Here is an 11,730-nt window from a genome sequence, read left to right as displayed (position 1 = left end):
CGGGCATGCCGCAAGGCGTTGCTTTTAGCGCTGATACCACGGGCCCGGGCATCGGACACGCCAAGGTCCCGTTGCTTTCAGGTGCAGCGCTCGGCCACGTGCCGCATGCTCGCGCTCCACGAACTCGGCAGGCTCGAACATCAACACAACGAAGGCGAGCTGCGCCATCTGCCTCGGGTCGACGTTGAGCGCGAGCGGATAGAGCGCGTGGCAGATCTCGTTGAGCCAGTGGCCGTCGACCTCGCCCGAGCACTGGTCGTGCAGCTCTTCCTTGAACTCGTGCCACCAGGCCTCCCGGTCGGTCAGGGGGTGGCCGGCGATCACGATGGGACTGGCGGGCTTCCACATGGGCGAATGCTACTTCGCAGCCCGGCTGCCAGCGTTTCAGCTCGAGCGGGCAACCCAAGAAAAAGCCCGCACGAAGGCGGGCAAGGCGATCCCCGGAGGAGGGAGGATAGAGAGATGGGAATCGCGAAGTAAGTCTAACGGCTTAATGTCTTGGAGGGTGAGCGCCAATGAAAAAGCCGCCTCGAGGGCGGCTCTCGCTACTTGTCGTCTGCTTCCATGGCTTGCGTTGCAGCAGCTTGTGCCCCGATCATCAGAGACCTCAGCGGCACAAGAAGTGAAGTCCGCGCCGTTCGGCAGACTGCACGCCGATCGTCTTGTTGATGGGCTTGTTCACGTTCATGTGCGCGAACTTTTCGTTGGTCGAGTTGGCGGCTACCGCGTGAAGCTGATACTGTTTACATGTACAGTGCTCGAGTCACTCGTATCATCCCTGTATGCGCCCCTTGAAATCCTCGCCCAAACCTGAATCCAACAAGATAATTTCGAGGGGCTTCAGGGAGGCCTTTGCCAGTTATGCGGGTTCTGACTCCCTCCAGCCCCTTTTTTTGGCCGGTGACGCGCTGAAGGTGCTACAAGGCCTTCCCGCCGATTCCATTGATTTCGTAATGACCTCGCCCCCTTACTGGGGTAAACGCGAGTACGAGAGCGGCGGCATTGGTTTGGAGCCGGATTACCGTGACTTCGTCAAGAATCTGGTCGCAATCTGCGCCGAGATCAAGCGTGTCCTCAAACCCACGGGATCATTTTGGCTAAATTTAGGCGATAGCTACTCGGGTAAAGGGCTCATCGGCGTGCCGTGGCGCGTCGCATTTGAATTGACCGACTCTCAAGGCTGGGTTCTCCGCAACAGCGTCATCTGGAACAAGCTCAAAGGAGGTATGGACAACAGCAAGGACCGACTTGCAAACGTCCATGAGCCACTCTTCCACTTTGTCAAAAAGCCCAAGGGTTATTTTTACGATGCGGACGCTATCCGCTCGAAGCCTAGGGAAGCCCAAGTCGTAAACGGTGCGGTGATCTCTGCAACTGGAGTCTCAGGCGTCAGGTACAAGCGACAACTGGAGCTTTCGACGGCCCTTTCCCTTGACGAAAAGCGAAACGCATTGGAGGGGTTGGAGAGGATTCTGCGCGACGTTTCGGCAGGCCGTCTTTCGGATTTCAGGATGGTCATTCGCGGGCAGCAAAGAGCAACTCATTCGGACAGTGAGAAGTTGTCGGGCCGCGCCAAGGAGCTTCGAGACAAAGGCTTCTATTTCTTGAAATATCACCCGAACGGTAGTAAGCCGGGCGACGTATGGGACATCATTCCTGAAGACACTCAGCGTCGTACCGCTCACTTCGCTCCGTACCCTACAGACCTTTGCCGGCGCCCACTGCTTGCGACTTGTCCAGCAGGCGGTATAGCTTTGGACCCCTTTTGCGGTACCGGCTCCACGCTGCTCGCTGCGCGCAATCTTGGAAGAAAGTCGGTTGGCATCGACATTTCAGAGAGCTACCTCGAGCACGCGCGGGAGCGTTGTGAGGTGCAGTTGTGAGCAAGGTTGTTGAGCTTTTCGGGCATGCCTCCAGTAGCAACGTTGCAATGTGGCCAAAGGTCGTCGCGGAACAGCAATGCCCCTTTTTGGGGAAACGCTGCTACAAGGTTCGTAAATCCGACCCTGCTATTTCGATTGGGTCTTGTACCGTTCTTTATGGCACAGCGCCACCAGAGCCAATTCTCATCTGCCCTACGCGCCTCATTGATCGTGGGCAGATATTTACGGACTGCCTCCACCTCCTCACGAATCACGAGCCAGGGAACGAACTACACGTAGTCTCTGAGGTCTCGGTACCGGGTGGAAGCGTAGATTACTTCTTGGTGTCTGCTCGTGATGGCGTCGTCCGAGACTTTGTTGGGATCGAACTCCAAACGCTAGACACCACGGGCACCGTGTGGCCCGAACGTCAGCGTCTCCTCCGGGAGCTGGGATTGCCGCGCTCTGACGACGCGGAGAACTCCGTCAAGCCGTTCGGCATGAATTGGAAGATGACGGCGAAGACAATCCTTGTGCAGATGCATCACAAGGTGCAGACCTTCGAACATATCAACAAGAAGTTGGTTTTGATTGTTCAGGACAAGCTTCTTGCCTATATGACGCGAGAGTTCAGGTTTGATCATCTCAAGAACCCGGCGACGCTCGGGGATTCGATGCATCTCCACGCATACAGCTTTCGATCCAACGGCGTGTCTGGCGAGCTTCGGCTCGCGATGAGCTCCCGGGTGAGCACGGACGCGGAGGGTATTGCCGCTTGTCTAGGTCTACAGGCAGAAGCACGTATCGAACTCGCGCAGCTTCTGACCTCGCTCCAGGCCAAGATTTCTCACAAGACCCTGTTTCGGCCCGTGTAGCGATAGCATTTCGAAAATGTAGAGGAGCGCGGGGCCTGCGTTTCATCGTGGATTGCAGACCCGGCACCTTGCTGACGAATGGTCCTGTACGGCAAAGCACATGGGGGCTCATGCAGCCTTGAGCGCCAGGATCTTTGCCCCTTGGCGCAGCTCGTCGAGGTGGTCGGCCCACAGCTGCATCATCTTGCGGCGCTTGACCACGAACTCCGCACGATCGTAGGCGGCGCCGAGCGGCCCGCTCTTTCCGTGGGCGAGCTGCGCTTCGATGACCTCTGGCTCGACGTCCATCTGTTCGACCATGATCGTGCGCGCCATCGCTCGGAAACCGTGGGCCGTCATCTCGGTGTTGTCGAAGCCCATGCGGCGCAGCGCTGTGTTCACGGTGTTATCGCTCATCGGTCGCTCGCCGGTCAGCAGGCTCGGGAACACGTACTGGCCGTGGCCAGTGAGCGGCTTGAGGTCGACAAGGACTTCGACGGCTTGCTGCGGCAGCGGCACCAGGTGCGGGCGCCCGTTGATCTTTGCGGTCTTCGTGCGTTTCATGTCCGCCGCAGGGATCGTCCATAGCGCCTTCTCGAGGTCAAGGTCAGACCAGCGCATTTGCCGGATGTTGCCGGGCCGTTGAAAGAGGAGGGCAGAGAGGTGCAACGCTGCGCGCGTCGCAGGCTGACCAGCGTATGCGGCGATTGCACGCATCAGCTCACCGGCCTTCACTGGCTCCAGCACCGCGGCCATGTGCTTGACCTGCACCGGCACAAGCGCGCCTTGCAAGTCGGGTGCTGGGTTGCTGGTGCATCGGCCGGTGGCGATGCCGTGACGGAACACCTGGCCAGACCATTGGCGCAACGTGTGTGCAGTCTCATGCGCGCTGCGGGCCTCGACGCGACGCAGGACCTGCAGCAGCATCGGCGCCGTGATGCTGGATAGGGGCAGGCTGCCAAGCCAGGGGAATGCATCCTTCTCCATGATCGAGATCCAGCGCTCCGCATACCGTGGGCTCCATGCCGAACTCTTGGTCTTGTGATACTCGCGCGCCACCGCCTCGAAGCTGGCGTCGGTGTCGACCTTGCGCTCGAGCTTCTCAAGCTGCCGACGTTGCGCGGGGTCGATGCCTTGCTGTTGAATCTTGCGGGCGTCGTCGCGGCCAGTGCGCGCGGCTTTGAGCGTCACCTCGGGATAGCTGCCCAGTGCCAGGCGCTTTTCCTTGCCGTCGAAGCGGTACTTCCAGAACCAGCGCCTCGAGCCGCTGGGCTCGATCTGCAGATAGAGGCCGCCGGAGTCGGCGAGGCGCAGCCGCAGCTTGTCGGCAGGGCAGAGGGTCTTCTTGCAGGCGGTGTCGGTGAGCATGGGGGAACAATTTCGGCGACTGGTGCTGAAACTGTACCCGTTCCCCCGTTTGTTCCCCCAAATTGGAGGAATCTCAGCGGTTTTTCGTGGTTGCTCGTGAAGCAATACCGCTGACCTCTACAGAGGAGAAATGGCGGTTCACGGTTCTTTGTGGGGGAACGTGGAGCCAAGAAATGGCCTGCCCGGAGGGGATCGAACCCCCGACAACCTGCTTAGAAGGCAGGTGCTCTATCCAACTGAGCTACGGGCAGATTCCGGTTGAGAAACGAGGGCCGCAGCCTTCAGTCCTCGGGCCGCACGCAGTGCGGCAGCAGACCGAAAAATCAACGGTCTGGACGCTTCTGCCTCTGACCGGGGAAGCGCGGATTCTACCTACAACCCTCCAGGCACGATGCCTTCGTGGGTGGTCGCTGCTGAGGGGGCGAATGCGCGGGGATGGCGCGGGACGAGACCCTGGCGGTCTCGGCGGCCTGCTTGGACACGAGCTGCTTCTTGCCGCAGGCGCTGCATCGGTAGAGCCTGAGGGCGGGGAACACCCTCATCCACGCCCGCCGCTCGACGCGACGAAGACCGGCCAACCCGCAGGAACATCGGAAAAACAGATTCACCAGCATCACAGAAGAGTTCAAACCGGGAAGGTGTGGACACTCTTTCCCCGATGCTGCTTCGCGGTTTGCGCAACCGTGAAGCATCCGCGTTCGATTCTGTGGGGGCGCAAGGCATGCAGCGAAAGGGCTGCATGCGCAACAGATTGCTAAGGACGGCGTTTCGACCGTCCGATGCCTCTGAGGATCGCTGGGGCCGAGGGGGCGTCAGACGTTTTCCGAGCGGTACTTCCAGACCGCGTCGTTCACCGCGCGTTCGGACGCCAGTTGCTTCTTTCCGCAGGCGCTGCATTGGTAGAAGCGCAGGCTCGAGAAGAGTCGCATCCATGGCCGGCGCTCGATGCGTGCGAGATGCCTGAGGCCGCAAGAACAGCGGGAAAAGTAATTCAGCATCGGAAAAGGGTCCAGGGGTGAGGGTTCTGTTGCGACGTCCATCCCTGACTCAGCTCTTCGGCTTTGTAAACGCGATTCCGCTTACTTTGTAAACACGATCACGATTGGCTCGATTCTGCGTGAGCGCCGAGGGCCTCGCGGGTAGTTCCTTAAGAAAAAGGTTGTCTTGACGGTGTAACAACAAGGCAGCGGCGTTGCCCGATGTACGGAAAGCCGTGGGTCGTGCTACGAAACGTCTAAAGGGCGGTGAGATTCGCGGTGATCGCGAGCGGCCCGGAAAAGAAAAAAGCCTGCAACGACTTTCATCGTTGCAGGCTTTCACTTTTCTTTTGGTCGGGGCGAAAGGATTCGAACCTTCGACCCTCTGGTCCCAAACCAGATGCGCTACCAGGCTGCGCTACACCCCGCCAAGCCTTCCATTCTAGCCCGAATAAAGGCCCGCTCAGCGCTTCTCGTACTGCGTCTTGCCAAAAAGGATCTCGCGCGCCTTGTCATCGGTGATCGGGCGGCGCAGATCGGCCAGCACTTTCACGCCGCGTTGCACGGCGGGGCGCGCGGCGATGCCGTCGAACCAGGCCTTCAGGTGCGGGTAGTCGGTGAGGGTGATGCCCTGGTTTTCCCAGCTGCGCAGCCACGGGAAGATGGCGATGTCGGCAATCGAATAGCTGTTGCCGGCGATGAACTTGTGCTTGGACAGCTGCCGGTCGATCACGCCGTACAGGCGCCTGGCCTCGTTGGTGTAGCGGTCGACGGCATAGGCGATCTTCTCGGGTGCGTAGATGCGGAAGTGATGCGCCTGGCCGAGCATCGGGCCGACGCCGCCCATCTGGAACATGAGCCACTGCAGCACGTCGTAGCGTTCGCGGTCGCCCGTGGGCAAGAACTTGCCGGTCTTGCCCGCGAGGTACACGAGGATGGCGCCCGATTCGAAGAGCGAGATCGGCTGGCCGTCCGGTCCGTCGGGGTCGGTGATGGCGGGGATCTTGTTGTTCGGGCTGATCTTCAGGAACTCGGGCGCGAACTGGTCGCCGGTGCCGATGTTCACCGGGTGCGCGTGGTACGGCAGGCCGCACTCCTCGAGCATGATGTGAATCTTGTGGCCGTTCGGCGTGGGCCAGGAATAGACCTCGATGGGCGATGCGGGCATGTCGCGGGCTCCAGAGTGAGAGGGTTGTGACGAGAGAACGGCAGCATATACACGCGCTTCCAGACGCGTGCGGGTGCGGGCATTGGCCGCTCAGCCGCTGGTCACCCCACCTGCCGCTCGTGCGCGTTGCACCACATCCAGTGCTCGCCGGGCTCGATCGACTGGATCACCGGATGCCCTTCGGCCCGCGCATGCTTCGTGGCGTGGCGGTTCTTCGACGAGTCGCAGCAGCCCACATGGCCGCAGTGCACGCACAGGCGCAGGTGCACCCAGGTGTCGCCGGTCTTCAGGCAGTCTTCGCAGCCGTGGGGCGTGTGCGGTTGCGCAATGTTGGCGGGAACGTGCTCGCAGGCTTGGATGGGCATGGGTGTCTCAAGACAGGGAAAAGAAAAACTCAGGCCACGGCCGAGGCCGACGACAGGTGCTGGTGAATCAGCGCCACCACTGCGGCGCCTTCGCCGATCGCACCGCCCACGCGCTTGACCGAGCCCGATCGCACGTCGCCCACGGCGAACACGCCCGGCACACTGGACTCGAGCGCCGTGGCCGGGCGTGCGGGAAAGCCGCTGCTCGCCGCCGCGCCGGTCAGCACGAAGCCGTGCTTGTCGACCGACACGCCGCAGCCTTCGAGCCACGACGTCTCGGGCTCGGCGCCGACGAACAGAAAGATGTTGCGCGCCGGGCAGTCGTGCTCCTGGCCCGAGGTGTGGCAGCGCCACGTGGCGCCGGTCAGGCCTTCTTCGGGCGCGCCGTGCAGTCGCACGAGTTCGGTGTGCGGCTGCAGCGAGATGTTGGGCGTGGCCTCGATGCGGTCGATGAGGTAGCGCGACATGCTGGCCGCCAGCGACGGCCCGCGCACCAGCACGTTGACCTTGGCGGCATGGCGAGACAGGAACACCGCCGCCTGGCCGGCCGAGTTGCCGCCGCCCACCAGCGCGACCTCTTGCTGCGCGCAGATCTTGGCTTCGATGGCCGAGGCCCAGTACCAGATGCCGCGGCCTTCGAATTCGGCCAGACGCGGCACGCCGGGCCGGCGGTAGCGCGCACCGCTCGCAATGACCACCGTGCGCGCGCTGATCGTGCGGCCGTCGGTGAGCTTCAGCGCCAGGCTGCCCAGCGCGTTCTCGCGCGAGCAGTCGAGCGCCGCCACCTGCGCCGGAATCAGCATCTCGACGCCGAACTTCTGTGCCTGCACGAACGCGCGACCCGCCAGCGCCTGCCCCGAGATGCCGGTCGGAAAGCCCAGGTAGTTCTCGATGCGCGCGCTGGCGCCGGCCTGTCCGCCGAAGGCGCGGCAGTCGAGCACGATCACGCGCAGCCCTTCGGAGGCGGCATACACCGCGGTCGCAAGGCCCGCCGGCCCGGCGCCGACCACGGCCACGTCGTACAGCTCGTCGCGCGCCGCGGTGTCGACCATGCCGAGGCAGCGCGCCAGGCCCTCGTCGCTCGGGTTGACCAGCACCGAGCCGTCGGGGCACACGGCGAGCAGCTTGTCGGGGCCATATTGGGCGAGCAGCGCGGCGGCATCGGCGTCGGCGGCTGCATCGACCAGGTGATAAGGATGGCCGTTGCGGCGCAGGAAGTTTTCCAGCCGGGCCATCTCGGGCGAATCGGGCCGCCCGATCAGCACCGGCCCGGCCGCGCCCGATTCGATCAGCGCCACACGCCGCAGGATCAGCGCGCGGGTGATGCGTTCGCCCAGATCGGCCTCGGCCACCAGCAGCGCGCGCAGGCGGTCCGGCGGCACGACCAGCGCCTCGACCTCTTCGTCGGCATGCCCGTCGACCAGGGCAGGGCGCCCGCTCAGCTGGCCGACCTCAGCGAGAAACTCGCCCGGCCCCTGGCGTGCGATCGGCACCACATGGCCCAGGCCGTCGCGCTGCGTGACGGCGACCACGCCCTTGAGCAGCACGAACATGCCGGCCCCGGTCTCGCCGGCGGTGAAAAGCCGCTCGCCGCGCGCAAACCGTTGCACGCTGCCGAAGCTGGCAATGCGTGCCATCTCGGCGTCACTGAGGACGGGGAAAGTCTGGTGCAGGCGGCTGTTGGGGGCGCCTGGTGCGTCGGTGGCCATGGGGTCGAACTCCGTGTCGCGAATGCCCCGCATTAGACGCCGAAGCAGCGCCAAAGCGACGTTGACGCGCGATGTAACAACGTCATGTGTCTGCCACGCCGCTGACATGCCGGTTTCATTGCGCGTGTCCAGACTCGGTCAGCAGAAAGGGATTTCCCATGAAAGAACTGCCGAACCCGACGTTTCCGCTCTCGCAGCTCGGACTGCGCGCAGCCTTGTGGCCCGCACCCGCTGCCGGAACCCCCGCCGTTGCTGCTGCTGCCGCTGCCACCGTCGCCGCACTGGCCACCCGCACGTCGGTCCCCGAGGCGCCTCTGGCCGTCATCGTGCCGCCGGCCGCCGAAGCCAAGCCGGGCATCACGGTGAGCTGGGCGCGTCATCTGGATGACGTGCGCGCCGCGCAACGCCTGCGTCACGATGTGTTCGTCGGCGAGATGGGCGCGCGCCTGAGCACGCCGCTGGCCGGCCACGATATCGATCTGTTCGACGACTTCTGCGAACACCTGCTGGTGCGCGACGAGCTCACCGGCCAGGTCATCGGCACCTACCGCGTGCTGACCCCCGCACAGGCCCGCCGCGTCGGCAGCACCTACAGCGACACCGAATTCGACCTGACCCGCCTGCGCGACCTGCGCGAGCGCATGGTCGAGCTGGGCCGCAGCTGCGTGCACGCCGAGCACCGCCAGGGCGGCGTGATCCTCGCGCTGTGGGGCGCGCTGGCCGGCTTCATGCACCGCAACAAGCTCGACACGATGATCGGCTGCGCGAGCATCCCGATGTCGCACAACGGCGTGACCAGCGGCGACGCGGCGGCCAGCATCTGGCGCCAGCTCTCGGCCAGCCACCTCGCGCCGATCCAGTACCAGGTGCAGCCGCGCCTGCCGCTGCCGGTCGAACGGCTCGACAGCGCGCTCGACGTGGAACCGCCTGCGCTCATCAAGGGTTACCTGCGCCTGGGCGCCAAGGTGCTCGGCGCGCCGGCCTGGGACCCTGACTTCAACACCGCCGACCTGCCGATGCTGATGCGCATCGACGACCTGCCGGCGCGCTACCGCAAGCACTTCCTCGGCGCATGAAGCCGGCGGCCATCCGGCCCGACGCCGGGCCGCACGCTGCTTCGCTGTCGTCGAATGTGTCAGGTTCGCTCTCTGCGGGGGAGGGTGCGTCACGCGAATGTCATGGAACTGTCACGGACGACGTTGACACTGTCATATTTCAGCCGACGTGTTCTCCCGTGCCGCTTGCTCCAGAATCAGTGCCCATGCCTTCCCTCTCCGCTGACCCGTCGCGCGCTGGTGGGGCGCCTCCGTTCGCGTTGCTGGACCGCGACCACAGCATCCTCTCGTTCAACGAACGCGTGCTCGACTGGGCGCGCCGCCCCGAGGTGCCGCTGATCGAGCGGCTGCGCTATCTGTGCATCGTGTCGTCGAACCTCGACGAGTTCTTCGAAGTCCGCGCCGCGCCGCACCTGATCGCCGGCAGCGCCGGTGACAACAAGGGCACCTACACCGTCGAATCTTTCGAGCGGCTGGCCGAGGCCGCCCATGCGCTGGTGGCGCGCCAGTACGCGCTGTACAACGACGAGCTGATGCCGGCGTTTGCCACGCACGGCATCCACATCGTGTCGCACGGCGAACGCAACCCGGCCCAGCGCAAGTGGGTCAGCGAGTATTTCGAGCGCGAAGTGCGCCCGCTGCTGATCCCCGTGGGGCTCGACCCGGCGCACCCGTTCCCGCAGGTGGCGAACAAGTCGCTGAACTTCATCGTGCGCCTGGGCGGCAAGGACGCCTTCGGCCGCGAGAACCCGATCCAGATCGTCAAGCTGCCGCGCGTGCTGCCGCGCCTCATCAAGATGCCGGCCAAGGTGTCGGACGGCAAGACGCTGTTCGTGGCGCTGTCGAGCGTGGTGCGTGCGCACCTGTCGAGCATGTTCCCGGGCCGCGAGGTGGGCGACTTCTCGCAGTTCCGCGTGACGCGCCATTCCGACCTCGCGGTCGACGAAGAAGATGTCAAGAACCTGCGCACCGCGCTGCGCCAGGGCCTGCAGCACCGCCACTACGGCCAGGCCGTGCGGCTCGAGGTGTCGGCGAGCTGCGCCGAATCGCTCGCGAGCTTCCTGCTGGCGCAGTTCAACCTGCCGCCGCAGGCGCTGTACCGCGTGCACGGCCCGGTGAACCTGGCCCGGCTCACGCAGTTCATCGACCTGATCGGCGAGCCGCAGCTGCGCTTTCCGCCGTACGCGGCGTCGTTCCCCGTCACGCTGTCGCCTGCGCAGTCGTTCTTCGACCGGCTGCAGCGCGGCGACGTGCTGATCCACCAGCCCTTCGAGAGCTTCGACGGCGTGCTGGCCTTCCTGCGCGACGCGGTGCTCGACCCGCAGGTGCTTGCCATCAAGCAGACCATCTACCGCACCGGCGCCGACTCGGAGCTGATGGACCTGTTGCGTGAAGCCGTGCGCCGCGGCAAAGAGGTCACGGTGGTGGTCGAGCTGAAGGCGCGCTTCGACGAAGAGGCCAACATCAACTGGGCCGAGATGCTCGAGTCGATCGGCGCGCAGGTGGTGTACGGCGTGGTGGGCCTGAAGACCCACGCCAAGATGCTGCTGGTCACGCGCCGCGAGGGCAAGCAGCTGCGCCGCTACGGCCATCTGTCGACCGGCAACTACAACCCGCGCACGGCGCGGCTGTACACCGACATCAGCCACCTCACGGCCGACCCGGCGCTCACGGCCGACATGGAGGCCGTGTTCGTCCACCTGGCCAGCCAGAGCCGCTTGCCCAAGCTCAACCGCATGTGGCTCGCACCCTTCGACCTGCACAAGAACCTGGTCGCGCGCATCGATGCGCTGGGGCAGGCCGCCGCCAGCGGCGAGCCGACGCGCATCGTTGCCAAGATGAATGCGCTGACCGACGAGGCCATCATCGGCGCGCTCATTCGCGCCGGGCAGAAGGGCGTGAAGATCGATCTCATCGTGCGCGGCGCCTGCACGCTGCCGGCGCAGGTGCCGGGGCTCACCGACAACGTGCGCGTGCGCTCGGTGATCGGGCGTTTCCTCGAGCATTCGCGGGTGTTCTATTTCCGCCATGGCGAGGACGAGTCGCTGTACCTGTCGAGCGCCGACTGGATGAACCGCAACATGATGCGGCGCATCGAGCTGGCCTGGCCCGTGACCGATCCCACCCTGCGCCAGCGCCTCATCGACGAGTGCCTGGTGGCTTACCTGCACGATGGGCGCGACGCCTGGGACCTGGGCGGCGACGGTGTCTACCGACGTGTCGACCACGACACGCACTCCGGCGAGGCGGGTGCGTCCCCCGCGATCGAAGCGCATGGCGCCCAGGCCGCCTTGATGGGCCGCTATGCATCACGAGGAAACCACCGTGATGCGTCCTCCAATTGAAGTTGAAGAAGAAGTTCGAAAGACGAT

Annotated in this window: 9 protein-coding genes and 2 tRNA genes; 4 read left to right on the top strand and 7 right to left on the bottom strand. The window is 64.3% G+C overall.

What is annotated here, in order from left to right; translation table 11 throughout:
- Positions 1-24 precede the first annotated feature (24 nt).
- Positions 25-348 (bottom strand): hypothetical protein, encoded by a 324-nt coding sequence (locus AC07OH_RS09250; RefSeq protein WP_495300373.1) that lies wholly within the window; start codon positions 346-348, stop codon positions 25-27.
- A gap of 443 nt (positions 349-791) precedes the next feature.
- Between AC07OH_RS09250 and AC07OH_RS09245 the strand changes: the two genes are divergently transcribed.
- A complete protein-coding gene (locus AC07OH_RS09245) occupies positions 792-1,883 on the top strand; it encodes a DNA-methyltransferase (protein WP_495300372.1) in 1,092 nt (363 codons plus the stop codon).
- Between the two features lie 47 nt (positions 1,884-1,930).
- A complete protein-coding gene (locus AC07OH_RS09240; RefSeq protein ID WP_495300970.1) occupies positions 1,931-2,737 on the top strand; it encodes a NotI family restriction endonuclease in 807 nt (268 codons plus the stop codon).
- Between the two features lie 108 nt (positions 2,738-2,845).
- Here AC07OH_RS09240 and AC07OH_RS09235 read toward each other — a convergent pair whose 3' ends face one another.
- The 6 genes from AC07OH_RS09235 to AC07OH_RS09210 form a co-directional block, all read right to left on the bottom strand.
- The gene (locus AC07OH_RS09235) at positions 2,846-4,084 is read right to left on the bottom strand and encodes a tyrosine-type recombinase/integrase (protein WP_495300371.1); all 1,239 of its coding nucleotides are present in this window, start codon (positions 4,082-4,084) and stop codon (positions 2,846-2,848) included.
- Between the two features lie 174 nt (positions 4,085-4,258).
- Positions 4,259-4,335: transfer RNA gene (locus AC07OH_RS09230), tRNA-Arg, on the bottom strand.
- Positions 4,336-5,412: 1,077 nt separating this feature from the next.
- Positions 5,413-5,489: transfer RNA gene (locus tag AC07OH_RS09225), tRNA-Pro, on the bottom strand.
- A 35-nt stretch (positions 5,490-5,524) separates the two neighbouring features.
- Positions 5,525-6,229, bottom strand: a complete 705-nt coding sequence (locus tag AC07OH_RS09220; protein WP_070060964.1) for a glutathione binding-like protein — start codon at positions 6,227-6,229, stop codon at positions 5,525-5,527.
- A 101-nt stretch (positions 6,230-6,330) separates the two neighbouring features.
- Positions 6,331-6,594, bottom strand: a complete 264-nt coding sequence (locus AC07OH_RS09215) for a UBP-type zinc finger domain-containing protein (RefSeq protein WP_492676766.1) — start codon at positions 6,592-6,594, stop codon at positions 6,331-6,333.
- Positions 6,595-6,623: 29 nt separating this feature from the next.
- On the bottom strand, positions 6,624-8,303 hold the full coding sequence (locus AC07OH_RS09210) for an FAD-dependent oxidoreductase (RefSeq protein WP_495300370.1): 1,680 nt from the start codon (positions 8,301-8,303) through the stop codon (positions 6,624-6,626).
- A 158-nt stretch (positions 8,304-8,461) separates the two neighbouring features.
- Here AC07OH_RS09210 and AC07OH_RS09205 point away from each other — a divergent pair, with 158 nt between their 5' ends.
- Together AC07OH_RS09205 and ppk1 are read left to right on the top strand one after the other, a co-directional pair.
- Positions 8,462-9,379, top strand: coding sequence for a GNAT family N-acetyltransferase (locus AC07OH_RS09205; protein ID WP_495300369.1), 918 nt, complete (start codon positions 8,462-8,464; stop codon positions 9,377-9,379).
- Positions 9,376-11,703, top strand: a complete 2,328-nt coding sequence (gene ppk1, locus AC07OH_RS09200) for a polyphosphate kinase 1 (protein ID WP_495300368.1) — start codon at positions 9,376-9,378, stop codon at positions 11,701-11,703. Before AC07OH_RS09205 ends, ppk1 begins: the two co-directional genes overlap by 4 nt.
- Positions 11,704-11,730: the final 27 nt, after the last annotated feature.

The organism is Variovorax sp. GW821-FHT10C12, assembly GCF_059415405.1.
This window is presented reverse-complemented; position numbering and strand designations above follow the sequence as displayed.